The sequence below is a fragment of the Caloramator quimbayensis genome (assembly GCF_900167605.1).
Classification (GTDB): domain Bacteria; phylum Bacillota; class Clostridia; order Clostridiales; family Caloramatoraceae; genus Caloramator_B; species Caloramator_B quimbayensis.
In genome coordinates this window covers 14,946-40,407 of sequence record NZ_FUYH01000005.1, presented here as the reverse complement: position 1 = coordinate 40,407, position 25,462 = coordinate 14,946, and the positions used below count along the sequence as shown (strand labels likewise).

Below are 25,462 nucleotides of genomic sequence, written 5' to 3'. Positions count from 1 at the left end.
GGTTTTAATAGTTTAAATTCTTTAAGAAAAATATTACAGATTTTAACACAACTAAAGATATAAATATAACAGAAAAGAAGAAACTGAAACTATAATATAACACTTTTTATATTAGAGCATATAATATATTGCAAGATTTTCAACAAAGTATTTCATTTTTGTACTCTTGTATACTTGAGATAAAAAATATTTATAAAATAACCAGTAATTTTATGCATTACTTTATCCTTGATTTATTTATATTTTAACTAAATATTGCAATAAAAATATAAAAAAATGTTCTTTATTTTTATATCTACTGCTGTTATAATTATTTCTGTAGTTTGAAATTTGCAATTTTTATTTTTAAATATTGCATTTAGGAGGAAAAACGATGAAAAAAGAATTCTCTTTAAGCAATGGCAAAGTTATGATAAACTTTACTGCAAAATATTGCGATACCCCTGAAAAGCTTTTAAACAGCGAAGGTTTTGAAAGGGTACTTAAAGCATACCTAAAAAAAATACAAAGAAAAAATAGTGCAGTTTATAAATACCTTTGTGAATCCTTTAAAGATTTAGATATTGAATCAACAAGTAAAGAGCTTATTACCGTTTTTAAGATGCTTGTAACATTAAACGTATCTGAAATAATAAACCTTAATTCTTCATATAAATCGCTCCTTACCCAAAAGGAAAACTTTACAGATATGATAGAAGGAATATATGGATTTTGGAGAAGGCTTGAAAGGTATACTATAATCTCAGATAACAAAACAAATGAAGGGCTTCAAAACGTAAGCTTTATAGATGCTAATTCTCAGTTCTCCACTTTAATACTAAATCTTTATAGAAAAATAAGCGAAAGCGTAAGCGGAGGAAAACCAAACGTATACAGGCAGCTTCCTGCAGGTGCAAACGCAGCACTCGTTCTTAGCCATTATGAGTGGTCCTGCCCTAAAGAATACGAAATTCTTAAGGAAATCCCCTTTATAGAAACAATATCCCTTGATCCTCCCTTTATAGCATATCCTAAAAAAAATACGAGGGAAGGTTTCTTTAACGAAGCAGACAAAAACCCATTGTCAGACTGTACAATAAATCCTGACCACTGGTTCTGCTATCCTGCAAAGGTTGGCAGCCTTTTATCCTATATATATTTTCATAGGGATTTTATGTCCCACGGAATATCCCTGTGCAATCTCTTTGAACTCGCTTCAAAGGAAGAATGTATAAACACAAAGCCTGATATAATCTATGTATTTGGAGCAAGGGATAATAGCGAAAACGTAAAAACTGTATTCTTTGATGACTTAAACAACGATATAATGATGGGTTATGTAAGCTACGGTGAAGCTATAGACTATTTTGGATACATGAAGAAGATGACGCTTACCCTTCACAACCTGATAATGATAAAAAGGGGCTATCTTCCAATACACGGTGCTATGGTGAGCATAACTCTAAAGAGCGGTAAACATGCAAATATAGTAATTATGGGAGACAGCGGTGCTGGAAAATCTGAAACCCTCGAGGCCTTCAGAAGTCTTGGTGAGGAATATATAAGCGATATGCTTGTTGTATTCGACGATATGGGAGTTTTAAAATTAAATGGAAGCGAAAAACCCCTCGCCTTTGGAACTGAAATAGGCGCATTCGTAAGGCTCGATGATTTAGACCCCGGATATGCTTTTAGAGAACTTGACAGAAGTATATTTATGAACCCCGATAAAGTAAATGCAAGACTTGTAATTCCAATAACAAGCTATAAGGATATTATGAGAGGATACCCAATAGATATGTTCCTTTATGCTAATAACTATGAGGATGTTGGAGATAACATGTCTCATCTTGAATTCTTCAGCGATATAAACAAAGCTATAAAAGTTTTTAAAGACGGGGCGAGGATGGCAAAAGGTACAACCTCCGAAAAAGGACTTGTTAAATCCTACTTTGCAAACCCTTTTGGTCCATACCAGAGGCAAAAGGAAACGGATATTCTTTTAGATGAATATTTTAATGCTTTCTTTAAAGCAGGCGTTAAAGTTGGACAGATTAAAACCTGCCTTGGAATCTCAGGAAAGGAAAAAACCGGTCCTAAAAACGCCGCTATAAAACTGTTTGAAGAAGTAAATAAGCTGTAAAAAATCAAAGTTCTGAAAAGTAAACTTAACTACTGCTTAACTGCTTCATTATCAGGTACGGTTAGTATGAAAAAGTCTCTGTCTTAATAGAATGAAACTACTTAAGGCAGAGACTTTTTATTTTAAAAAGCTTTGACATATGTTAACATGGCAATTTTATCTCAAAAACACTTCCCTCTCCAAGTTTACTTATAACTTTTATCTCACCACCATGAAGTTTTATTATCTCTTTTGCAATAGAAAGCCCAAGACCACCTGTACCTTTTTCCTTTGCTCTGTAAAATCTTTCAAATATATAGGGCAGATGCTCTTTTTCAATTCCTTCTCCATCATCTTTTATTGTAATTGAAGTTTTATTTTCACTTTTTAGACTTATCTCTATTAAGCCGTCATCCTTTGTATGCTTTATTGAATTTGATATGATATTTAATATAGCCCTTTCAAGGTATTCCATATCCCCATTTATAAAAACATCTTCTCCAGATAGATTTATCCTTCTATTACCCTTTATTATCTTAACCTTATCAACAATGTCTTTTAATAAATCATAAAGATTAAAATTTTGAAAGTTTAATTTTATGCTTTTAGATTCAATTTTAGAAAGCTCTAAGTTCTCATTAACGAGTCTGTTTAATTTTCCCACTTCTTCTATTATATCCTCAATATATTGCTTTTTTTCATCTTCAGGCACAATATCATCATATAGTGCCTCTGCATATCCCTTTATGATTCCAAGAGGAGTTCTGAATTCATGGGTTACATTTGCAATAAAATCCCTTCTTAATTTTTCCGTTTTTGTTAAATTTTCTGACATAACATTTATTGTATTTGAAAGCTCCTCTATCTCATCATTAGTAGCTATATTTAACCTTACATCATAGTTCCCTTCCGATATTTTTTTTGCTGCATTTTTTATATCTAAAATAGGTTTAGTAAATTTATTGCTTAATATATAAGCCCCTAAAAAGGAGATAAGTATTGCAATAAACAAAAGATATGTAAATTGTTTTGATATATTTTCTACTGTACTTTTTATTTCAACTGTCGGAATATGAATAAATATAGCAGCTACAGTGCCATTTACTTTCGCAGGATAGCCAAGGGATATTATTTTGCTTTGACGAAGCATTACCTCGTCGGTTCTATAAATTACCTGTCCTTTTAATACTAATTCCAAATTGCTTTTCTCTATATTCATTATTTTTCCAGTCATACCCATCATATGAGAATAATCTTTATAAATTATATTTCCTCTATCATCATATATGGATACTCTTGCGTTTAAGTTACTTGAAATTCTATCTATTTGCGATGATAGCTCCTTAGGATTTAAAAGGTTTTTTTCAATTATTTGTGCATAGGAAATAAGTTTATCCTTTTCGGTATTAGAATAGTATCTGTTTAATATGCTGCTTTGAAGAAGAATATTAAATAGAAGGAGCAATATCATAAGAAGACTAATATATATAAATAATTTAAGTCTTATTCCCTTCATTTTTTCACCTCAAATTTATATCCAAAACCTCTTACAGTTTGAATATAATCCCTAAAATCGCCAAGTTTTTCTCTTATATTTTTTATATGGGTATCTACCGTTCTAAGATCTCCAAAGTATTCATATCCCCAAACAGCATCTAATATCTGTTCCCTTGAAATAGCCGCATTTTTATGCTCATAAAGATATAAAAGAAGATCGAACTCTTTTAAAGTTAAGTCTATAGTCTTTCCATTAATCTTAACTTCTCTTGCTGATTTATCTATAGAAATTTCATTTTCCTCATCGCTTTTTTTAACCCTCTTTAATATAGCACGGGTTCTTGCAACTATTTCCCTTGGGCTTGCAGGCTTTACTACATAATCATCAACACCAAGGTCAAAGCCAAATATTTTATCTTCCTCTTCCCCCCTTGCAGTCAGCATTATAACAGGAACATCGCTTATCTTCCTTATATTCCTTAAAACACTCCATCCATCAAATTTTGGAAGCATAACATCAAGTATTATGAGGGAATGTATTAGGTGTGAAAACACATTTAAAGCTTCTTCTCCATCCCTTGCCTCATCAACTGCATAGCCTTCCTTTTCAAGATATAATTTTAAAACACGTCTTAATTTATCTTCATCTTCAACAATAAGAATTTTGCTCATAAAACCACCGCCTTGTATTTTTACCTATATATTAAAATAAAATTTAGAAAAAATAAATGAGCTTCACAAAATCTACACAAAAATCCCATAAAATAATCACACTAAAAAATTATAATCAAAATATAAAATAAAAATATTCAGGAGGTTGATTTTATGAATATGAGAAAAATTGCATTAGGTGTTTTAGTAGCTGGAGTAGTCTCAACAACAACTGCTTTTGCCTATGCATCAACAAGCCCAGTTGATATTGTATCGAAACTTACAGGTAAGTCAGTAGAGACACTATATACAGAAAGGTCTCAAGGTAAAACCTACGGTACAATAGCAAAGGAAGCAGGGAAACTCGAAGAGTTTAAAGCCGAAATGCTTAAAAACAAAAAAGAAATATTAGATAAGAGAGTAAAAGATGGTACTTTAACTCAAGAAAAGGCCGATGAAATTTTAAACGCAATAAAAAATAATATGGCAAACTGTGATGGAACAGGCTCACAAAGAATAGGTCAAAAATACGGTGTGGGATTCGGAGGAGGCCAAGGCAAAGGGCTTGGTAGAGGAACTTGTAACGGATTAGGAAGAGGATACAATAAGTAAAAGTTTTAGGCATTAGCAAAATTGCTAATGCCTAAATTTCTTTAAAAGAGTCTAATTCTATATACAATCCATTTATTTATTATTTTTTTCATTCCAGATTTTTTTAGCAACGAATATAATAATGCTAAGTGCAAACAATATCATAAGCCCAAAAACAAAGGTTTTAACGCTTCCTGTAAGCATTCCTCCCACATAAGAATAAACTATTGTAGCTGGAAGCTGTCCTATTCCTGTTGCAATAAAAAAGGACCAAAAATCCATGGTTGTAAGGCCTGCTGCATAGCTTACTATATCAAAGCTTACAAAGGGGAGAAGCCTTGCCACAAGGACTGCATATTTACCGTATTTTTCAAAAAAAACATCAACGCTATCAAGGGCAAATCTACTCGTTAACTTTTCAACTGCATCCCTTCCGTAAAATTTTGCAATATAAAAACAAAGGGTTGCTCCTGCCATTGCACTTGACCAAGATAATATTGCACCTTTAACCCATCCAAACAAGGCTGCATTGGCAAAGGTTATAATAAAGGCTGGCAGGGGGGCTGCTATTGATTGAAAAACCATAAGCAAAAAGGAAACAATAGGAGCCCATATTCCAAAGGATAAAATATACTCCTTTACAGCATCTACATTAAATGTGCTCAATATTAAAACAGCATGCTTAACTGCCTTTTGAAGTGAGGGGACAAGCAAAAAAATTAATACAGCAATAAATAAAATCAATATTTTAATAAAAATATTCTTTTCCTTCATTAATTCAACCCCATTTTATATGTTTTTAATATTGCACCAGCTCTTAATTAATATATCATTAAACATCTTCAAATCCTTAATTTTTAATGGAATTTTTACAGAATATCCCTTATCTTCATCACTTTTTATATTTATAAATCCATTTTTTAATTCCTCTAATTGAGGATATATATCAAAAGTTTTAGTCTCATAAAGCTCTGGATTAGTTATATAAAGTGCTGCTGCACAATCCCAGTTGCAAAATCCCTTAAATCCAAAGCTTTTATAGATTAATTCATACCATCCCTTAATATTTTCATTAATAAAATCTATTACTTTATTCCCCTTTATATTAATTAACCTTTCTATTTCTTCTTCACCAAACAGGGCCTGAAGGCATGTATTACCTGTTAAAATAGTAATATCTGCATTAGAAGTTAAAAGGCTAAAAGAGGCATTATAATCGCAGGATAGATTTAACTCATCGATTTTAACGCCAGAAATTATTAAAGGCTCAATAACCCCGCCCATTATAACTATATTTTTAAGATTTTTATAAAACTCATTATCATATAGATATGCTTCATATAAATTAGTCATTGAACCTGTTGCAAGAAGTGTTATTTCACCTTTGTTTTTTCTTGCCATATTTGCAAGATATATTGCAGCGTCAGATACCTTATCACAAACTGTATCATTCCCTTTACAAACCGGTACATTTTTTATGCCTAAAGTGTTAAACATTCTAACTGTATTATCATAAACTTCCTTTGTTGAGCTGTTTCCATGGGTTAAAGTAACTCCCTCCAGTATAACATCTTCACAGCCTAAAAGATATAATAAAGTAAGTCCGTCATCAACATCTTTTCCACAAAGTCCCATAGTATTGTCGCAGTCATAAATTATTCTGTGCATAATATAACCTCCATAAAACTGTTAACATAGTTTATTATCTATAAACACTATATATGCGGCAATACATATTGGTTTTTTAAATAATTAACATTTATACTATTTAAAAATCAAATAATGATATATCAAATAACTAAATTTATATTATAATTTTAATACTAAAAATAAAAAGCATGGTGTTAAATATGGTATCTATAATAATCCCAGTATTAAACGAAGAAAAAAATATTGAAAAAATATTAATGCAGCTAAATAATTTAAAAGTTTTAAAGGAAATTATAGTAGTTGACGGGGGAAGCACGGATAACACTGTTTTAATAGCTTCAAAATATGCAAAGGTTATATCCTCCCCAAAGGGAAGAGCTAAACAGATGAATAATGGTGCCTTAATTTCAAAGGGGGAAATACTCTGGTTTTTACACTGTGATTCAAAAATATCAGAAAGGTCAATCGAAAGCATTGAAAAAGCAATAAGTAAAGGTTATGACGGAGGATGTTTATCTTTATATTTTTATGATTACAGCTCCCCTTTCTTAAAATATATTTCCTGCACATCAAACTTAAGAGCAAAGTATTTAAAGCTTTATTTTGGAGATCAAGGGATATTTATTAAAAAAAGTATATTTGAAGGTATTGGAGGCTATAAAGATATACCATTGATGGAAGACTTTGAGCTGTCCATAAGGCTTAAAAAAACTGCAAAAACTGTTGTATTAAAAGAAAAGATAGGAACCTCAGCAAGAAGATTTATTGAGGGAGGATGTTTTAAAACCTTCTTATTAATGCAGTATATAAAGCTTTTATATATTTTAAATGTACCAATAGAAAAAATCGCATCTATATATAAAGATATAAGATAAGGAGAATAAAATGGGAAAAAAATATAATATGCTATGTGATGATATAGCTAAAGATATTAAAAATAAATGCATTGACTGCAAATTATGCATGAATGGCTGTCCTATGCTGAATGAATACTGTACATCACCTTTTAGTTTATTTAAGGACATTTCTGTAGATAAACCCTTAAATGCAGAAATTCCCTTTTCATGTACACAGTGCGGCTACTGTTTTAATGTTTGTCCCTCTAAAATTCCCCTTGATAAAATATTTTTATCCTTAAGAAGTACACTTTGTGAGGATAATAAAGGCATTCCCCCTGTTAAAGGATACAGCACAATAAAGTATCATCAGAAAAATAGTTTTTCAAAAATCTTTACTGCATCAAATTCACTAAATAAAAAATTTAATAATTTATTTCTCCCTGGCTGCAGCCTATCATCATATAGTCCTGAACTTATAATTAAAACCTACAACTATTTAAAAAAAGTTTATAATAACGATATAGGTATATTATTAAAGTGCTGTGGAAATCCTACCCATTCTATGGGGCAAAAGGAGCTTTTCAATAAATATTATTCCCTTTTGATTAAAGATATAGAAAGTATGGGGGCAAAAAATATAATAACTGCCTGTCCCTCATGCTATAATACAATATTAGAAAACAGCAAAGATTTAAAAGCAATATCTCTTTGGGAAGTTATATCCCAAAATGGAATTAAAGATTTCAAAAAGGCAGAGGGTATTGAAACTTTTGCCCTTCATGATCCTTGTCCTACAAGAGGCTGCCCTCAAATACACGAAGCTGTAAGAGATATACTGTTAAATTTAGGCTATAAATATGAAGAGTTTTCCTACTCTAAAGATAAAACTCTATGCTGTGGAAGCGGAGGAATGATAGGAGTAACTAATAAAGATTTGTTTAAAAAGCAGGTTTTAAAAAGAGCTTCAATGGCACGCTCTAAAATAATACTATCCTACTGTGCAACCTGTGTTAATTCTTTTGCTTTATCTGATAAAAAAACAATTCATATTCTCGATTTGATTTTTTATGACGGAAAAGAAAAAATAAAATATAATTTAAAGCCCATTAGCCCACTTAAGGGATGGAAAAACAGGTTTAAATGTAAAAATCTTATTTTAAATGGACTAAAAGGGAAGGAAGATTAAAATATGAATGAAAAAAAGAAGAAGTTAATATATTCAGCAGCTTTTATATTGTTATTATCTTCAGTATTTATATTAAACAAATTAGATGTATTTACTATTAAATCACCACAGAAGTTTAAAGAGTATATAATCTCCTTTGGTATGCTATCTCCAATTATTTATATAATACTATTTACATTAGTTCCTCTAACCCTTTTTCCCGATTCTATTCTTGCTATTGCCTCAGGACTTGTATTTGGACTTTATAAGGGCTTTATTTTAACAATGATAGGGGCACTTTGCGGTGCAACACTTTCCTTTTATATATCAAGACTTCTTGGAAAAGAGGCACTTAAAAAAATTATTACAAAGGAAATTAATTATTTTGAAGAGGGGCTAAGCAGAAACGGTTTTTTTATAATATTAGTTCTAAGGCTTATTCCTCTTTTGCCCTTTGATGTTATAAGTTATGGTGCGGGGCTTTCAAAAATAAAATATAAGGATTTTATTTTTGCAACATTAATAGGAATAATACCCGGTGCTTATATATATGTAAATCTTGGAGAAAAATCCTCATCTCCTATGTCAATCGAATTTTATATTTCTATAGCACTGCTTCTAATTCTATTTATTTCATCATATTTTATAAAAAAGAAAATAGATGTTGAAAAGCTTAAAGTTAAAATGAGAGCTTAAAAATTATTTTATAAGGTGAGACTTTGTCTCACCTTATAATCATAAAAATCGTGCTATTTCTTCATCTAATATTTTCTTTCTTTTTTTCCAGTCTGGCATAAAAATATTCAGCATGTTGTAAAATTTTTCATCATGGTTTGTATATATAAAATGTATTAATTCATGTAAAATCACATATTCAATACAATATTTTGGAGCTTTAATCAAATCAAAATTAATTATAATTTTATTTGAGTTTTTTAAACAAGATCCCCATCTTGCTTTCATTTTTCTTATTTCAATTATAGGCTTTTCTACATTATACTTTGAGAAGCTCAGATATTGTTTATTTAAAATTTCATTATAAAAAAATACAGCTCTCTCTTTAAACCAGTTGTTTAACAACCTTTCTTTTCTTTTTGTATTTAATATATCTTTGACATAAAGATATATAAATCCTTTTTCGAATTTAACAAATTCTTTTTCACTATATTCTACTCTTAACCTATATTGCCTTCCAAGATACTTATAGCTTTCCCCACTTACTAACTCTTTTATTGAATTTCCTTCTGGCAGAACTTCCTTAAAATATTCTTTTCTTTTTATTATCCAACCTGCTTTTCTTTTAACAAAATTTAAAATATATTCTAAAGGAACTTCATTACTTGCTGATACAATTACATCCATATTAGGCTGTATATTAAGATTTATATTTTTTACATTTTTTCTCTGCACTTTAAAATCGATATTTTTTTCTCCAAATTTTATTGAATATTCTTCCATTTTTATCACCCTATTTAATATCTCCTTAAAGCAACATTTTTTACCTTTTCAATTATTTCATCAATTTTATCAAAGCTTAAGTATAAACCTTTTTCTTTTGAAAAATCATACAACATATCATCAATTTCTTGCTCTATTTTTTTATGAACTTCAACATTATCATACCAATCAACTTTTGTATTATCACTTATTATCTTATCAATCTTTAAAGCAAGTTGTCCTAAATCATCCTCTTTTATTATAAATTCTTGATTTTTATTAATAACATCATCAGCAACTCCATAAAACGCTTGTGCATTTGAATTATTTTTAATTATTTCAGGATAATTATAACCAGACTCTCCCTTTCTAAAATCTTTTACTATCTCTTCCATTTTTGATAAATATTCAGCTTCATTAATTCTATGCTTTTTATATTCTTCAATAGCTTCTTCAATTCTCTCTGAGAATTTCTTATAATATGCAGGATTATCATTCCATTTTTCTGAAATAGTTTTCGATAATCGAGTCCTAATAGCATCTGCCTTAGCTCTTGGAGTTTTTAATCTTTCTAATTCTTCATTAAAGTTTTTTTCATCAAGAATATTAACTGGATTAGTAATTCTTATTATTTCTTCTGCAGATATATAATTATCCATCAGATTTTGCATCTTAAGCTCATATTCTTTAAAATCTACAGTATCGCTATATCTTAATTTAACACTCCTTCTCAGCTCTTGATAGAACTTAAATTCTAATTTATATTTATCAATCTCATCTTTAGGTAATGCTTTATAAACTTGCTCTGATTCAAGAGCAATACCTAAATATCTTCCAAAATTACTCAATGTTGAATAAAAGTGCTCCCTTAATTCATCATTTGAAAGTAAAACCTCATATTCTTCAACATCATGCTTATTTTTTACAGAAATAAATATATTAATAAGTTCAGTATAATAATGTCTTAAAGTTCCGATTATGCTAATAACATCATAAATAGCACCTTTTAAATCTTGAGGATCAAAATTTTCAAGTCCTGCACCAGAATACATTTCCATAGCTTCGTCTAATTTTTGTAAAAGACCTCTATAATCAATTATTAGTCCATAGTCTTTTCCTTCATATAATCTATTAACCCTTGCAATAGCTTGAAGCAAAGTGTGTTCTTTCATAGGCTTATCAATATATAAAACAGTTGCTCTTGGAGCATCAAATCCTGTTAATAGTTTATCTACAACAATTAAAAGATCTAAATCATCTCCATTAACAAATTGATTCTTAATTAAATCTTCATACTTTTCCTCATCCCCATATAAATCCATCATTTTTCTCCAAAAATTAAGAACCTTATCCTTAGACTCATCATCTACTATTTCATAGCCTTCACGCTGGTCAGGTGGTGATATGACAACTGCGCAGTTTAAATCTCCAAGCTCTTCAAATGCTTCTAAATATCTAATAGCTTCAATTTTACTATTAGTTGCAAGCATAGCTTTAAACTGCGAACCCTTAGTCTTGTAATTAAGCATAAAGTGTTCATTAATGTCAAAAGCTATCATCTTGAGTCTTTGGTCAGAAGATGCAATCCTTTCAAATTGACTCCATTTCTTCATAACCTCTTCCTTTTGTTTATCATTTAAGTTTTTTGTTATCATCTCCAATCTCTTATCTATAGCTTTTCTGTTAACCGTCTGTTCTACCATTTTTCCTTCATACAATAAAGGAACGATAGCCTTATCTTTTACTCCATCTGCTATAGTATAGCTATGAATCAATTTTCCAAATTTGATAATAGTGTTTTTTTCTTTCTTCATAAGTGGGGTCCCAGTAAATGCTAAATAGCATGCATTGGGAAACACAGTTTTCATTTTTAAATGTAATTCACCATATTGCGTCCTATGCGATTCATCAATTAAAACAAAAACATCCTTTGTTTTAATCGGTTCAATTTCTTTAGAAGCAGTATCAAATTTATTAACAAGTGTAGTAACAATATCAGCAGCATTATCCCTTATCAAGTTTACTAAATGAGAGCCTGAAGTTGCTCTTATTGCCTTTAATCTTGTATGGTTAAATGTTTTATGGATTTGTTTGTCAAGATCAATTCTATCAGTAACCACAATCACTTTTGGATGTATACTACTAAGTTCCGAAAGAATATATTTAGAAAGCATTACCATGGTTAAAGATTTCCCAGAACCTTGAGTATGCCAAACAACCCCACCTTGTCTATGACCTTCTTCGTTTACTTCATTTATAGTTTTAATTATTTCTTTAATTGCAAAATATTGCTGATATCTACATATTTTTTTTACATCTTTATCGAAAATGATAAAATATTTAATTATTTCTAAGAGCCTATCCGGACTAAATAAAGCAACTATATTTTTATCTTGATACGTTGGAAGCCTGTCTGTTATCACTTTGCTTAATCTGCTTTGTAACCAAACCTCATCTTGCTCAGTCCAAACTGTCCAAAACTTTTTTGGAGTTCCACATGTAGCATATTTTGTGTCATTCTTATTAGTTGCCATCAAAACCTGAGTATATTTAAACAATTGAGGTATGTTTCCTTTGGTTTGATTTCTAATCATCTGGCTTATACCTTGCTCAATTGATATAGAAGATTTTTTACATTCAATAACACCAAATGGAATACCATTTACAAATAAAACTATATCGGGTCTTAAATTTCCACGTCCGTCTTCCCTTTCCACTACAAATTCTTCAACAACATGAAAATCATTTTTATATATATTATCCCAATCAATATACTTTAAAGTAAAAGAACGTTTTGTTCCGTCCGGTAATATTTCCTCATAGCTTCTTCCAAGCATAAAAGTATCATATATTTTTTCATTTGTTTTTATAAGTCCATCTGATAAGGGCTCATCTATATCTTTTATTGCCTTTTCTATATTTATTTCGCTAAATTTATAGGCTACTCCTTTATATTCATATGAATTAATTTCCATAAGCTTTTTTCTCAAAACATCTTTCAATAGAACATTATATAAATTTCCCCTTATACATTCAGCTTCATTAGGTTTTATTTCAATATAACCCAATCTTTTCAAAACTTCTATAGCTGGAATTTGACTTATAAATCTCTCATCACATTCATTCAAAACTGGCATACAATCCCCCCATTATAATTTAGTTAACCCTAATAATTCCAGTAAGCAATAGCTGCATAAGGCCTTCCTTTTGCTTCTTTAGTGCCTCAAGTTCTTTCTCCAAAAGCTCAATTTCCTTATCGGCTTTTGATAAAATATTTGCAATAGCTTGTTTTTCTTCTTCTGATTTAGGAATAATAACTTTTATTTTCTTTAGCATAGATTCTGAAATTTCTTTTTGTCCTGTACCTCCAACAATGCTTTCAATTTTTTTATAAAATCTTTCATTAGATAAATAATAAAAGTAAAATTCTAATATACCTTTTTTAGCACATAAACTACTTATTGCGTTTGAGGCAATAAATCCAGTCATTCCTTCAGGAACAATACCTATTCCGCCATTATGAAAATTCTGCCTTCCTATGAGTAATTCTTTGGGTTCTCTAACAAAATAAGGTCGCCCCTTTTCAGTAATATTAGGTTTTTTATTTGTAGCTTCAATCCCCTTAACATGCAATTTAACTGTTAATAAATAATAATTCTCTGGATTTTTCACAGGTTCTTTTTTTATAAAACTAAGAGCTTTTCCTAATTCAACTTTTATCCAATCATCATTAAACCCAGGAAATCTCACCTTTCCAGAAAGCAAATTCTGCATCAAACCTTTTTTGTATTCTTTTTTATATTCGATAAGCTTTTCCTTTAATTCAATTGCCTTATCCCAAGTTGAAAGTATTTGTGCAATTTTTTGTTGTTCTACTAAACATGTATAAGGTATTTCTATTAACAAAAAATTATCCTTAGAAATGTTCTTCATACTATTACTAGTTCCAGTAGCAATATTTTTTATTTGTTTTTTAATTTTTTCACTTATAAGTAAGTTTACAAGCCATTTACCTTCAACTTTTTCCTTATAAGTAGTCTGCCACAATCTATCTGGTATAAACAAATTTTTATAGTTTTCATCAACATAGCCCACTTCTCCAACAAGATCTGGTGTATTCATTCTACTTATTAAAATTGAGCCTTTCTGAGGATTCAATTTTGCTCTGCTTAATTCTGAATCAATAATTTTTTTATTTTCACTAGGATAAAACTTACCATTTGCTATACAACTCGTTTTTAAAATTCCAAATGAATTATGATTACTTTTAATATCTTCTGAATTAACACTAACACCAGCATCGAGAGATTTGATAATTTTTTTTAACTTAATGTTCTCCCAATCTTTAGGGATAATGCCTACGCTTGTTTTTTTATACCCCTCAGGAACTTCACCTCTTTTTATCTTTTCTAATCTTACTCTAATTTCTTCCTTCACTTAATTCACCACCCGTCAATCTTTTTATGGCTTAATTCTTTTAATTTTTAACTTTTTCGTCTCCTCTTTTTCTATCTGCTTTACACTTTTTTGTGGAGTAGGTAAATCCTCAGGCATTGTTCCTCCAAGTTCCTTTATTGTTTTTCTGACCTTTGCACCTACTTCGTAATGAATTCTGTTAGCATTATTTTTCCCCTTTATATTTTCTCTTTTTAATTTTTCTTCCGTTTGGGTTGCTCTAAATAGATTAGCCGCTAATTCTGTGCTTCCCATATGATCGAGAATTTGCTGATTCTTCTTTAAGCCCTTTCTTTTGTGTATATCTTGAGCGGTAAGTCCTCCATAAAGTCCCATGTAACCATGGTTCTGGAATATAGCATAATCCAAGTTTGTTTCAACACCTGCATTTCTTGCTGCCTCAACAAGCTTTTTATTGTGTTCCTTTAACTCATTTCTAATAGCAAGCCTCTTTTTATCTTCAGTCATTGATTCAAAATCTTCTTGAAGTTCTTGTTGTCTTGTTTTTATTGCAAAATATGTTTGCCCAAGTGCAACAACTTCCTTATTTGGATCGGCATTTTGAACTATTAAATAACAAGCATATCTCGAAAGCATATATTCTTCAACTTGCCTTTTTGCACCAGATCCCAGTTCAACCATTTTTCCCACACGGGAAAAATGGTCCAATGGCTCATAACAACTGTTTTTACAAGCCTCTATAGCCTTTTCAATTACATTTAAAAATTTATCCCATCTTTTATAGCCCAATATTTCAGCTAAATCCCTTGCATACCAAAATTCTGAGCCATATTCATTTATGTTTTTGATTTTTTCAAAAACCCTTTCATTATATTTTTCAATTTTACTCATATTTTACCCACCTTTTATAATCCAAGTTCTTTTACATATTTCTCCATTTGTTCTTCTATTTCTTTTAATTCTGATTTAATTTTCTCTATATTGTTCTTTACTGCACTCATATCAACAAATTCCTCTTCTTCAAATGTATCAACATATCTTGGTATGTTTAAATTGTAGTCATTTTCTCTTATTTCATCTTTAGTGGCAACATATGAATATTTCTCTATCGTTTCGTATCTTCCATATGTTTCAACTATTTTTTGAATATCTTCTTCTCTTAATTTATTTTGATTTTTTCCTTTTTCGTAATTTCCTTCGCCTGATGCATCAATAAACAATACGTTATCTCTATTTCTATTCTTTTTTATAACTAAAATACAAGCTGGTATCCCTGTTCCATAGAATAGATTTTCGGGTAATCCTATAACTGCATCCAAAAGGTTGTGTTCTATAATCTCTTTTCTTATTTTTGCTTCACTTGCTCCTCTAAATAATACTCCATGAGGCAAGATTACTGCCATCCTTCCTTCATCCGCAAGTGAATGTATCATGTGAAGAACAAAGGCATAATCACCCTTAGATGATGGTGGAACGCCCCATTCAAATCTTCTATAAGGATCAAGGCTTGCTTCCATTTTAAATTTGTTTTCCTCTCCATTTGTATTTCCAGCAAAACCTATCGCCCATTTGTCTAATGAAAATGGAGGATTTGCAACAACTACTTGAAAAGTCATTAATTGTCCTTCATCATCTAAATGTAAAGGATTTGACAAGGTGTCACCCCATTCAATTTTTGCATCATCAATCTTATGAAGAAACATATTCATCCTACAAAGTGAATGAGTCTGACCATTTCTTTCTTGTCCATAAACTGCTACCTTTTTGCTTGCAACTTGGTTAACGACTTTTATAAGCAGTGAACCTGAACCACATGTTGGGTCATAAATTCTGTCATTTTCTTTTGGTTTTACTAATCTTGCAAGAAGTTCTGAAACCATTGTTGGAGTAAAAAATTCTCCTCCTTTTTTTCCTGCATCACTTGCAAATTTTTCAATCAAAAATTGATAAGCATCACCTATAATATCATCTTCGCCAAGACTTGAAGGTCTTAGATCTAACTTATTAAAATCTTCAAGCAGCTGTTTTAGCATTGCGTTTCTTTCTTTTGTTTTACCGAGAACAGATTCAGAATTGAAGTCTATGTTTCTAAATACCCCTCTCAATTTACCTGAGTTCTCTGTTTCTAAGTGTTCTAATGCCTTGTTTATTGTGCTCCCAATTTCCACATCATTTCTCTTGTTATATAAATATTCAAACGTGCAAATTTCATCCAAAATGAATCTATCTCTTAATAAAGCTCTTCGCACTCTCTCTTCATTTCCCTCATACTTTTTCATATATTCCTCATAATGTTCTTTATATGTATCGCTTAGATACTTAATAAATAGCATAACAAGAATATAATCTTTGTAAATACTTGAATCTATTTTCCCTCTAAAAGTATCACAAGCCTGCCATAAAATTTGATTTATATGTTCACCTGTGGTTTTCACTTCCATATTAAATACCCCCTAATTTTTGTGTAAAATTTTTTTAATTATTGCACTGTAATAAGCATCCTTTTCTTTTGCAAGCTCTTTTATCAGATTTTGTTCTTTGATATATAAATTTCTCAAATTTAATATATCTTGCTGATTTTTTTTACTTAATTGTTGTATACAAATATCATTTAATACATTTTTGTTTGTACTCGGAATAATTGTTCCTGTTTGAGATTTTAATAATTCTTTTTTAACTTTTTCTGTATTCAAATACCATGCTACATATTCTGGAATAAAAATATCATTTTTTAGTTTAATTATTGCAAAGTATGAAGGAACTAATAATCCTTTATGTTCTTCGTTAATATAAACAGCTGTGTATGGGAAACTAAGTCTTATTAAAATATCATCTTTCTGTGTAAAATATATTGACTCTAATATTTCATTACTTTCAAAAGCATCAAAGAATTCATTATTGAACAATCCACTATCGTCAACATTCTTAACTGTTATCAAATTATAAACTTTTTTAATTTCATGTTTTATTTTTGCCTTTTTTCTTGTTAATACTAATCCCGTTTTAATCTCAGAGATTTGTCCAAGTAACATTTTACACCTCCTTGTTATTCTAATTGTTAAATATATTATATAACCATATAATCAAAAGCACAATATATATGTTATATAATATATTTAACAATTCATATAAACTAATCAATCACATACTTACTATCAAAAATGACAAGTATTTTTAAATTCATACACAGCTTTTTTATGTGTTACATACTTATATCACCTATAGTGATACACAAAAATAAAATGCTAGGAACTTCCTAGCATTTTATTTATTAAGATTGTTAATATCTGCAAAGCAAATACTATTTCAAATACCATTACAAAGTATACATAAGCTATCATGTTTTTAAAGAAACTAAAATTTATTATTAATAGAAGAAAAATCCCTATTATTATAGCCATCACATTATTAAATGAAACAGCTTCTTTTATAAGCCTCCTGCTCTTTAATAAACTAAGCAGTAAAAGTATTACAATCAAAGCAATTATTATACTTTGTATTTTAAGGCTTAAGGGTGAATATATGCCCTCTTTATATTTATAGCTCATATAAATAATATGATGATTAACTCCTGCTTTTTTATCTGACAGATAGCTTAATATAAATAATGCAAAAATCAAAAGTAATTGTATTGAATTGATTAAAACATTAATTATTTTTTTTATATTATTTCTTCGGTTCTCCAGTTTCAAAGGCATTGTTCTTATTACTCCATTCTATCCATCCATTACTGTAAATTGCAACATTATCAAGTCCTAATACATTTACATAAGTCATAATCTCTGAAACTCTCCAGCCGCTTCCACAGTAAATAGATAGATGTTTGCTTGTATCTATTCCTGCACTCTTCCAGAGATTTAGTATCTCATTTCCATTTCTCATAGTTCCATCTATGTTTCTATAGTATTGAAGGGAATTTGAATCTCCAATACCTGCATAGCCGTATACAGCGCCAGGTATACGTCCTTTTTTATGATGGTAGCTGTATCCTGAGCTCTTTCCTATATATTCATCCCATGTTCTGTTGTCAACAAGCATAAACTCATTAGGCTTTTTCATTCCTGCTTTAACTTCATCTATTGTATCTATAAGCTCTGGTCTTCCTGGAATAGGAGCTCCAAAATCGCTTACAGGGGTTGGCTTATTGCTCTTTGTTTCAACTTCATAGCCTGCAAGTTTCCAAGATAGAAGACCTCCATTTAATACTCTGACATCTTTTACTCCTATGTATCTTAAAACTACTGCAACACGATATGCTGCCATTGGATTTTCACCAGTTACAATAACTGTATCATCCTTTGTAAAGCCGTAGTCAACAGCAAATTTAGATAGCTGTTTATCACTTGCAAGCATCCATGCCGGAGGCGGTTCAACGTTATCTGTATTTATATGGAAGCTTGTTGGAACATGGCCGTTAGAATAGGAATCCTTCTCCTCTCCCCAACTTGCCTCAACAATTTTAATAGTTCCTGCATTTTCAAAGGTTTCAGGTTTTTTACCGTCTATAATATCCTTTACAACAGCAGCTGGAACGATTAAATGATAATTCTTAAACTGCTCAAGTGGAAGAGAATCATCTTCAGCCCACTGCTTTATATCATAGTAGTATAGATTCTTATATCCCTTATCGCTTAAATATTTTGCAACTTCCTCGGCATCCTTACCGTTTGCATCATATAAAACTATGTTTTTGTCAGCTAATATATTCTTTGTTTTTAATGCTCCATCTAATGTCTTATCCTTATCCTTTGCATCAACCTTAAGCCAGTTAGCTGAAAAATCTACTGCATTAGGAATGTGCCCTCCTCTTTTAACGCCGTCGAGTTTCCAGCCGTTAAATGCATCATTAACTCTTGTATCAACCATTACATAGCTGCTGTCATTTAACTTGCTTTTTACATCATCTGTTTTTAAAATTTTCATAAGTCCGCTCTGTGTAGTCTGAGCCTGGTTTTGGCTTGGTGTTTTATTCTCACTTTCCTTTTTAGTACATGAAACTGCTGAAAATAAAACAATTAAAATTACAATTAATAATGATAAAGATTTTTTAATGTTTTTTGCCATTTTATCACCTCGATATTTATTTTGTTCAACGACAAAATTATAATGTATAATATAAGGTGAATTCTAATAGATATATTATATACTTTGTCCATGAATCATTTAAAATTTCTATATATTCTCAAAGTCTATATTTTCTTTTAAAATTTTTTTCATAAAATCAATATCAAGATAGCTTTTAATCTTTTTAAAAGTATCTTCGTTTTTTATTTCTTTATCAGGTTTTAAATATTCTAAATAGGCATAAGCACACCAAGATAGTGCTCTAAGATAAAGATAAGGCTGATATAGATATACCCTATCTTTAATATCCTTATAGCCCGTTCTTTCAATATAAAATTCAAAAAAATTATTTTTTTCTTCCTCGCTTAATATGTAATCAGCCTTCCAAAGGGTTGTTGTTATAGCAAGGAATTGAGTGATATCCTGACAGGGATCGCTTATTACAGGCTTTTCCCAATCTATAAGGTAGCTCTTATCAACTCCTATAATAAAATTATTTGAGTTAACCTCAGTATTATTAATAACATGAAGTTTATTATCTTTAAAATATTTTTCCTTATGACTATTTTTTTCTGCCCAGTCTAAAAACTCATTAAAAAATTGCTTTAATTTGTCATCAATAAGTGAAGATGTAAAGAATTCATTTAAAAGCCTTTGTGCTTCTTTTATTCTCTCCGCAAACAAATTTTTTTCAATTATAAAATTTTCTCTCATTGTTTCATCAATTTTTAAAGTATGAATTTTAGAAAATATATGTGCTGCTTTTTCTAAATCGTATTTATATTGCAAAGGTCTTCCTTCTAAAAATTCCATTATAAGTATTCCATAGTCTAATTTCAACTTACTATCATCAACAAAATAAACCTTAGGCGTAACACTACTTTTTTCTAAAGCTTTCAGGGCATTATATTCATATCTTATCTGATTTTCTATTTCAAGCTGGCTTTTAGTGTTTATTCTGAAAACGTATTTATTGGCTTTATCTTTAATTGTAAAGTTTATGTTGTATTCACCCTGTGCAAGAAATTCAAGCTGAAAATCTTGACTTAAATCTATTTTAAAATCTTTTCTGTTTTCTTTTATATATCTATAAACATCGTTAAAAATCTTATCTTTAAGCATTTATATTACCCCAATCTTTTCTAAAAATTTACCTGTGTTATAAGGATAAGGCTGACCTTCTTTTTTACAATTACTAATATTTTCAGCAAGATAGCTTAAATCTTCATAGGTGTCTATATCTCTGTTTTTTTCAGCAACTTTTACACTTAAATTATTGTTTTTAGCAATACTTATAGTTCTTTCAAATACACTTTCGCCTCCCCATTTTATAACATCATCAAAAAGGTTTCTATATACCCTTTTCATTCCTAAAAGATAGTACCCTCCATCAAAGGTAGGACCTATCACAACATCATTATTATAAAGAGCCTTAAAAGCATCAATTATATGATTATATTTTACCATTGGTATATCTGAGCCCATAAGTATTACTCTGTCATAATTTTTACTTAGAACATATTCAAAGGCATATTTCATCCTCTCCCCAAGGCCTATACCCTTTTGTGGAAAAGAAACAACATAAGAAGGAATTATATCCTCTATTATTTTAAATTTTTCCTCAGGGGTATAAGTAATAAATATGTCTGCATAATTTTTAATATAATCAAAAAGGCTTATAATATCCTTTAAAAAATTAAACTGAAGATTTGCACATTCCTTTTCAGATAACTTCCCTATAAGCCTTGTTTTAGTTTCACCCTCAATTGGTACTCTTGTCATAAGTATAAAAGCATCCATATTTTCCTCCATAAATTTTTATCTTCAATTGCTTATTATATCAACGAAAAATAAAAATGCATAGTAAAAATAAGGCAGCTATCATTTCAGCTACCTTATTTTTACATTTTATTCAAATATTTTTTAATTGCTTCATCAACTATTTTAGCTCTCTCATCCCATGAGTTATTCTTTGCAAATTCCTTTCTTTTTATTTTTATATCCTCATTATTTTCATCTATCAATTTCTTAACTATTCTGCCAAACATAACATACTCTCTCGATTTTATAGTATTTATAAATTCACATCCCGCAGCTTCTGCAAAATCTGTTGCTATAACTATTTTTCCTGCACTTAGATATTCATACATTTTTATAGGGTTGCAGCCATTGGTCATGCTCGTAACCTTAAAGGGAATAAAACAAATATCAAAATACTGAAGATAATTGATAAGCTTATCATAGGGCTTTTTCCCTAAGTAATACACATTAGGAAGCCTTACAGGGAATCTGCTCATATTGAAAAGAGAACCTATAAATATAAAATCTATATCCGGATTGCAGGCTGCTGTATTGTATACAAAGGCCCAGTTTATCCATGTTGCTATTGCTCCATAATATCCAACTATGATGTTATTGTTTCTTGGCATATCAAAAGGTTTTTCAGAAAATATTTCTGCTGCTTTGCTGAAATATTCATAATCAGTTCCATTTTGACATAAAAATACATTATCCTTATAGAGCTTATTATCATTATAAAGCTTTTTAGATGATGCAAATATGATATCAGATTTCCTTCTTAAAATATCAAGACCGCTTTGCCAGCTCTCAAACTCATCGCTGGTCTCATCTATAGCATCGAATACCAATAATTTATTTGGATACTGCTCCAAATATGAAGCAAAGGGAGGATAGGTTATCCAAAGAATAGGCATTTTATCTAATTTGCTTATTTTGTAGGGATTTATTTTACTACAAACAAAAAAATCCTGAAAAATTTCCTTTAAATAACCTGTTCTTTCTTCTGGATTATAATTGCAAAAAATAATTCTATAACCTATTTTATTTAAAGCCTTAAAAAGCTGCTGAGGTCTTTGATAAGATAAATAATAATTAATTGTTGGCGGATATAATATAGTTTCCAACGCAATCACATCCTTAACCTTTTAATATATAATATTTAACAGGTTAAGGATGTGACAATAAATATTAAAAATTATTATTTTGCAACCTTAATAGATTTATCTCCGATATTTCATTTTTATTAAAAGCTGAAATTACAAATTCAAATTCAAATTCCTCGAACTCACATCTGTATTTTTTCAACTGGTTTTGGCCGCAGGAATTGCTTCCTAAACCATTTTGTTTATAATCTATATTTAAAACTATATAATCTCTTTTTATAAGTTCATTACAGTGTTTAGCTTTTTCTAAATCTTTATCATCATAATACATAGCACTAAAACTAAATTCTTTTTTTGTATTTATCATTAAGCTGTTTCCCCAATAATCCGATAAATTTACCCACCTGCAGCCGCCTCTTGATGCATTTTCCTGAGGATAAGGATAATCGACAAACAATTCATCAACTGTTTTTTCATATATTCCATAAAGAGCACTATCTTTAGAATCAGGATAATTGGGATGAGGGCCTCTTCCTTCCCATCTAACTTTATTTAAATTTCTATTTATCTTCATTTTAAAGCCTATTCTTGGGATCATAACAGGTGCACATTCCTTTTTTCCCGAAGGAACACCTTTTACTTTAATTTTTATACTGCCATCCGGCAAAAATTTATATTCATATCTGCATTTATAATACCATGGTGAATTTGTCGTTCCATAAGTCTTATTAACTATAAATTTTAAATCATCATCACATTCAATGCTGTCAACTCTAAATTTAATATCGTTTAAGAAATATTTATTATAATAATCCTCAAGCAAATACATATCGTTATCAATAGGAGCTCGCCATAAGTTTAAATCAGGACCATCTTCCAATAATACTTCTCCATCTTTTTTAATATACTTTATTTTTCCTAAAACTTTATCAAAACAAATTACTTTATCATTTGAATTAAAATATGCTAACATATTTGTATCTTTTTTAATAATTCCTAAATTTAATTTGTTTAAAGATTTCATACCGTTATAAATAAAAAATTCATCCTTACCTAATTCTAAACCTATATTAGCCCATTTTTTATTTTTATTTAATACTAAAGAAAATATTATACTGTAACTACTGTTCCTTTCGGTTATATCTAATATTTTATCTATCTTTATCTCCCTTTGCTCATTAGGATTTATTCCTTTAATATCTATTTGAGAACTATACCATATATCATTATCTTTATAAATCGTATAAACTAAATCGAAATCATCTAAAGTAATAAAATCATATAGATTTTTTATTTTAAACAAACCTTTTTTAACATCAATTTGTTCAATTTTAACGGGCTGTACAATCTTTTTATATTCTAATAGACCTGGACTTACCTCACCGTTTGCCATAACAAACCCATCCATGCAGAAATTTTTATTATTCGGCTCATCATTAAAATCCCCACCGTATTTATAATATACATTTTCTGAAGAATCAACAGCTTTAATACCATGATCCTTCCATTCCCAAACAAAGGCACCCTGAAAATTTTCATTTTCATAAATGTACTCTTGATATTCTTTTAAATTTCCAGGACCGTTTCCCATTGCATGAGCATATTCACATAATATAAAGGGTTTATTAAATTTTTTAATAGCTTCCTCTAAAGCCATCCTCTCTTTTGTTTCTATCCATGTATACATACAGGAATACACATCGGCTACCTTGCATTCCCTATCACCTTCATAATGCAAAAGTCTTGTTTTATCAAGCTCTCTTACCTTGTCTGCCATAGCAGTTATATTGCTTCCAAAGGATGATTCATTGCCTAAAGACCACATTATAATACAAGGATGATTTTTATCTCTTTGAACTGTCCTTTCCATCCTGCTTACAGCCGCTTTTTCCCATTTTGAATCGTTTATAAAACTTTCAAACATATCATTTAGTTCAAATCCATGGCACTCAAAATCATTTTCACCAATTACATACATACCATATTCATCACATAAATCATAAAACTCTGGTGAATTTGGATAATGCGAAGTTCTTATTGCATTGATATTATGCTGCTTCATTAAAATAATGTCCTTTTCAATATCATCCTTTGAAACATATCTTCCTGTTTCACTGTTAAAATCATGTCTGTTAACTCCCTTTAATTTTATGGCAGCACCATTTATTAAAAATACATTATCCTTCAGCTCAATTTTTCTAAAACCAATCCTTAATGATATAATCTGAGTATCACTTTCATCTTTTTTTAATATAATTAAAATTTTATAAAGATTAGGTTCCTCCGCTGACCACTTTTTTATTCCTTTAATTTTTCCTTCAAAATAAATATCATTACATTGAGCAATCTGATTTTCTTTATATATTAAATTATCATCAAAATCATAAATTTCATAATCTAAGCTATATCCTTTAAGATTCTGTATTAATTTCGTTGATACTTTTATTATCCCATCTTTATAATCAGAATCAGTATCTGCAATAACAAATACATCTTCAATACCATTAATCGGTTCGCATATAATCTCAACGTCCCTAAATATACCGCTGAGCCACCACATATCCTGATCCTCAAGATAGCTTCCATCAGACCATTGATATACCCTTACTACAATAGTATTTTCTCCTATTCTGATATAATCAGAAATATCAAATTCAGAAGTTAATCTTGAGCCCTTGCTATATCCTATTTCTTTTCCATTAATCCATACATGGAAAGCTGAATCTACACCATTAAATCTTAAAATAATCTTTTTTCCCAAAAAACTTTCATCGATATAAAAATTTCTTCTATATATACCTGTTGGGTTCATAGTAGGTACATAAGGAGGATTTAACGTGAAAGGATAATATAAGTCTGTATAATGAGGACTTTTAAAGCCCTGAAGCTGCCAATGTCCTGGCACCCTGATTTTGCACCAATTTGAACTGTCAAAATCTTCATCATAAAAACCTTCTGGAGAATATTCTGGAGCATCAGTATAATAAAAATCCCATATTCCATTTAAAAGCTTATATCCCATGGAAAGTTTTTTTTCAAATGTAAGAGCTGCTTCCTTGTCAAGATATGAATAAAAATAGGCTCTTGGGCTTAATCTGTTTATACTATCTATATTAATATTTTCCCATACTTTCATAATATTTTCTCC

At 29.8% G+C, this 25,462-nt stretch carries 21 protein-coding genes; 5 read left to right on the top strand and 16 right to left on the bottom strand.

The features are described 5' to 3' along the window. The first annotated feature begins 373 nt into the window (after window positions 1-373). The gene (locus B5D15_RS04175; RefSeq protein WP_078695863.1) at window positions 374-2,122 is read left to right on the top strand and encodes a phosphoenolpyruvate carboxykinase (ATP); all 1,749 of its coding nucleotides are present in this window, start codon (window positions 374-376) and stop codon (window positions 2,120-2,122) included. A gap of 142 nt (window positions 2,123-2,264) precedes the next feature. On the opposite strand, the gene B5D15_RS04170 is transcribed toward B5D15_RS04175, so the two are convergent. Both B5D15_RS04170 and B5D15_RS04165 read right to left on the bottom strand, forming a co-directional pair. Then, complete coding sequence (locus B5D15_RS04170) at window positions 2,265-3,617, bottom strand: sensor histidine kinase (RefSeq protein ID WP_078695862.1); 1,353 nt, start codon at window positions 3,615-3,617, stop codon at window positions 2,265-2,267. Further along, window positions 3,614-4,270 carry a response regulator transcription factor gene (locus tag B5D15_RS04165; protein WP_078695861.1) on the bottom strand — a complete coding sequence of 219 codons (657 nt, stop codon included), beginning with the start codon at window positions 4,268-4,270 and terminating at the stop codon, window positions 3,614-3,616. The genes B5D15_RS04170 and B5D15_RS04165 overlap by 4 nt, the downstream gene beginning before the upstream one ends. Window positions 4,271-4,423: 153 nt before the next feature. On the opposite strand from B5D15_RS04165, the gene B5D15_RS04160 reads away from it, so the two are divergent. Next, window positions 4,424-4,861, top strand: a complete 438-nt coding sequence (locus B5D15_RS04160; RefSeq protein WP_078695860.1) for a DUF2680 domain-containing protein — start codon at window positions 4,424-4,426, stop codon at window positions 4,859-4,861. Window positions 4,862-4,933: 72 nt separating this feature from the next. Here the strand turns inward: B5D15_RS04160 and B5D15_RS04155 are convergent, their stop codons facing one another. Both B5D15_RS04155 and B5D15_RS04150 read right to left on the bottom strand, forming a co-directional pair. Continuing rightward, window positions 4,934-5,614 (bottom strand): TVP38/TMEM64 family protein, encoded by a 681-nt coding sequence (locus B5D15_RS04155; protein WP_078695859.1) that lies wholly within the window; start codon window positions 5,612-5,614, stop codon window positions 4,934-4,936. A gap of 15 nt (window positions 5,615-5,629) precedes the next feature. Then, window positions 5,630-6,508: a nucleoside hydrolase gene (locus tag B5D15_RS04150; protein ID WP_078695858.1), complete on the bottom strand. Its 879-nt coding sequence runs from the start codon at window positions 6,506-6,508 to the stop codon at window positions 5,630-5,632. A gap of 182 nt (window positions 6,509-6,690) precedes the next feature. On the opposite strand from B5D15_RS04150, the gene B5D15_RS04145 reads away from it, so the two are divergent. From B5D15_RS04145 to B5D15_RS04135, 3 genes are read left to right on the top strand one after another with little or no spacing between them, the layout of a single operon-like run. Beyond that, a complete protein-coding gene (locus B5D15_RS04145) occupies window positions 6,691-7,365 on the top strand; it encodes a TIGR04283 family arsenosugar biosynthesis glycosyltransferase (RefSeq protein WP_078695857.1) in 675 nt (224 codons plus the stop codon). A gap of 10 nt (window positions 7,366-7,375) precedes the next feature. Next, on the top strand, window positions 7,376-8,515 hold the full coding sequence (locus B5D15_RS04140; protein WP_078695856.1) for a (Fe-S)-binding protein: 1,140 nt from the start codon (window positions 7,376-7,378) through the stop codon (window positions 8,513-8,515). 3 nt (window positions 8,516-8,518) lie between these two features. After that, window positions 8,519-9,190, top strand: a complete 672-nt coding sequence (locus tag B5D15_RS04135; RefSeq protein WP_078695855.1) for a TVP38/TMEM64 family protein — start codon at window positions 8,519-8,521, stop codon at window positions 9,188-9,190. A 39-nt stretch (window positions 9,191-9,229) separates the two neighbouring features. On the opposite strand, the gene B5D15_RS04130 is transcribed toward B5D15_RS04135, so the two are convergent. The 12 genes from B5D15_RS04130 to ebgA form a co-directional block, all read right to left on the bottom strand. Continuing rightward, a complete protein-coding gene (locus B5D15_RS04130) occupies window positions 9,230-9,952 on the bottom strand; it encodes a M48 family metallopeptidase (RefSeq protein ID WP_078695854.1) in 723 nt (240 codons plus the stop codon). A gap of 14 nt (window positions 9,953-9,966) precedes the next feature. Next, window positions 9,967-13,068 (bottom strand): type I restriction endonuclease subunit R, encoded by a 3,102-nt coding sequence (locus tag B5D15_RS04125; RefSeq protein WP_078695853.1) that lies wholly within the window; start codon window positions 13,066-13,068, stop codon window positions 9,967-9,969. Window positions 13,069-13,087: 19 nt separating this feature from the next. Next, the gene (locus tag B5D15_RS04120; protein ID WP_078695852.1) at window positions 13,088-14,368 is read right to left on the bottom strand and encodes a restriction endonuclease subunit S; all 1,281 of its coding nucleotides are present in this window, start codon (window positions 14,366-14,368) and stop codon (window positions 13,088-13,090) included. A 24-nt stretch (window positions 14,369-14,392) separates the two neighbouring features. Beyond that, window positions 14,393-15,238, bottom strand: a complete 846-nt coding sequence (dinD, locus tag B5D15_RS04115) for a DNA damage-inducible protein D (RefSeq protein ID WP_078695851.1) — start codon at window positions 15,236-15,238, stop codon at window positions 14,393-14,395. Window positions 15,239-15,252: 14 nt separating this feature from the next. Next, window positions 15,253-16,788, bottom strand: a complete 1,536-nt coding sequence (locus B5D15_RS04110) for a type I restriction-modification system subunit M (RefSeq protein WP_078695850.1) — start codon at window positions 16,786-16,788, stop codon at window positions 15,253-15,255. A 12-nt stretch (window positions 16,789-16,800) separates the two neighbouring features. After that, window positions 16,801-17,379, bottom strand: coding sequence for a restriction endonuclease subunit S domain-containing protein (locus tag B5D15_RS04105; RefSeq protein WP_078695849.1), 579 nt, complete (start codon window positions 17,377-17,379; stop codon window positions 16,801-16,803). Window positions 17,380-17,592: 213 nt separating this feature from the next. Then, the gene (locus B5D15_RS15375; RefSeq protein ID WP_179122188.1) at window positions 17,593-17,967 is read right to left on the bottom strand and encodes a hypothetical protein; all 375 of its coding nucleotides are present in this window, start codon (window positions 17,965-17,967) and stop codon (window positions 17,593-17,595) included. A 46-nt stretch (window positions 17,968-18,013) separates the two neighbouring features. Further along, on the bottom strand, window positions 18,014-19,411 hold the full coding sequence (locus tag B5D15_RS04095) for a rhodanese-like domain-containing protein (RefSeq protein ID WP_078695847.1): 1,398 nt from the start codon (window positions 19,409-19,411) through the stop codon (window positions 18,014-18,016). 108 nt (window positions 19,412-19,519) lie between these two features. After that, on the bottom strand, window positions 19,520-20,533 hold the full coding sequence (locus B5D15_RS04090; RefSeq protein WP_078695846.1) for a phosphotransferase: 1,014 nt from the start codon (window positions 20,531-20,533) through the stop codon (window positions 19,520-19,522). Continuing rightward, window positions 20,534-21,211 (bottom strand): TIGR04282 family arsenosugar biosynthesis glycosyltransferase, encoded by a 678-nt coding sequence (locus B5D15_RS04085; protein ID WP_179122187.1) that lies wholly within the window; start codon window positions 21,209-21,211, stop codon window positions 20,534-20,536. 101 nt (window positions 21,212-21,312) lie between these two features. Next, a complete protein-coding gene (locus B5D15_RS04080; RefSeq protein WP_078695844.1) occupies window positions 21,313-22,335 on the bottom strand; it encodes a glycosyltransferase family protein in 1,023 nt (340 codons plus the stop codon). A gap of 64 nt (window positions 22,336-22,399) precedes the next feature. Further along, a complete protein-coding gene (ebgA, locus tag B5D15_RS04075; RefSeq protein ID WP_078695843.1) occupies window positions 22,400-25,450 on the bottom strand; it encodes a beta-galactosidase subunit alpha in 3,051 nt (1,016 codons plus the stop codon). Between the last annotated feature and the right edge of the window lie 12 nt (window positions 25,451-25,462).

What these genes read in the sequence shown, in the direction of transcription:
- B5D15_RS04175 (WP_078695863.1), top strand. Translation starts at nt 374, where the DNA reads ATGAAAAAAGAATTCTCTTTAAGCAATGGCAAAGTTATGATAAACTTT.
- B5D15_RS04170 (WP_078695862.1), bottom strand. Translation starts at nt 3,617, where the DNA reads ATGAAGGGAATAAGACTTAAATTATTTATATATATTAGTCTTCTTATG.
- B5D15_RS04165 (WP_078695861.1), bottom strand. Translation starts at nt 4,270, where the DNA reads ATGAGCAAAATTCTTATTGTTGAAGATGAAGATAAATTAAGACGTGTT.
- B5D15_RS04160 (WP_078695860.1), top strand. Translation starts at nt 4,424, where the DNA reads ATGAATATGAGAAAAATTGCATTAGGTGTTTTAGTAGCTGGAGTAGTC.
- B5D15_RS04155 (WP_078695859.1), bottom strand. Translation starts at nt 5,614, where the DNA reads ATGAAGGAAAAGAATATTTTTATTAAAATATTGATTTTATTTATTGCT.
- B5D15_RS04150 (WP_078695858.1), bottom strand. Translation starts at nt 6,508, where the DNA reads ATGCACAGAATAATTTATGACTGCGACAATACTATGGGACTTTGTGGA.
- B5D15_RS04145 (WP_078695857.1), top strand. Translation starts at nt 6,691, where the DNA reads ATGGTATCTATAATAATCCCAGTATTAAACGAAGAAAAAAATATTGAA.
- B5D15_RS04140 (WP_078695856.1), top strand. Translation starts at nt 7,376, where the DNA reads ATGGGAAAAAAATATAATATGCTATGTGATGATATAGCTAAAGATATT.
- B5D15_RS04135 (WP_078695855.1), top strand. Translation starts at nt 8,519, where the DNA reads ATGAATGAAAAAAAGAAGAAGTTAATATATTCAGCAGCTTTTATATTG.
- B5D15_RS04130 (WP_078695854.1), bottom strand. Translation starts at nt 9,952, where the DNA reads ATGGAAGAATATTCAATAAAATTTGGAGAAAAAAATATCGATTTTAAA.
- B5D15_RS04125 (WP_078695853.1), bottom strand. Translation starts at nt 13,068, where the DNA reads ATGCCAGTTTTGAATGAATGTGATGAGAGATTTATAAGTCAAATTCCA.
- dinD (WP_078695851.1), bottom strand. Translation starts at nt 15,238, where the DNA reads ATGAGTAAAATTGAAAAATATAATGAAAGGGTTTTTGAAAAAATCAAA.
- B5D15_RS04110 (WP_078695850.1), bottom strand. Translation starts at nt 16,788, where the DNA reads ATGGAAGTGAAAACCACAGGTGAACATATAAATCAAATTTTATGGCAG.
- B5D15_RS04105 (WP_078695849.1), bottom strand. Translation starts at nt 17,379, where the DNA reads ATGTTACTTGGACAAATCTCTGAGATTAAAACGGGATTAGTATTAACA.
- B5D15_RS04095 (WP_078695847.1), bottom strand. Translation starts at nt 19,411, where the DNA reads ATGGCAAAAAACATTAAAAAATCTTTATCATTATTAATTGTAATTTTA.
- B5D15_RS04090 (WP_078695846.1), bottom strand. Translation starts at nt 20,533, where the DNA reads ATGCTTAAAGATAAGATTTTTAACGATGTTTATAGATATATAAAAGAA.
- B5D15_RS04085 (WP_179122187.1), bottom strand. Translation starts at nt 21,211, where the DNA reads ATGGATGCTTTTATACTTATGACAAGAGTACCAATTGAGGGTGAAACT.
- ebgA (WP_078695843.1), bottom strand. Translation starts at nt 25,450, where the DNA reads ATGAAAGTATGGGAAAATATTAATATAGATAGTATAAACAGATTAAGC.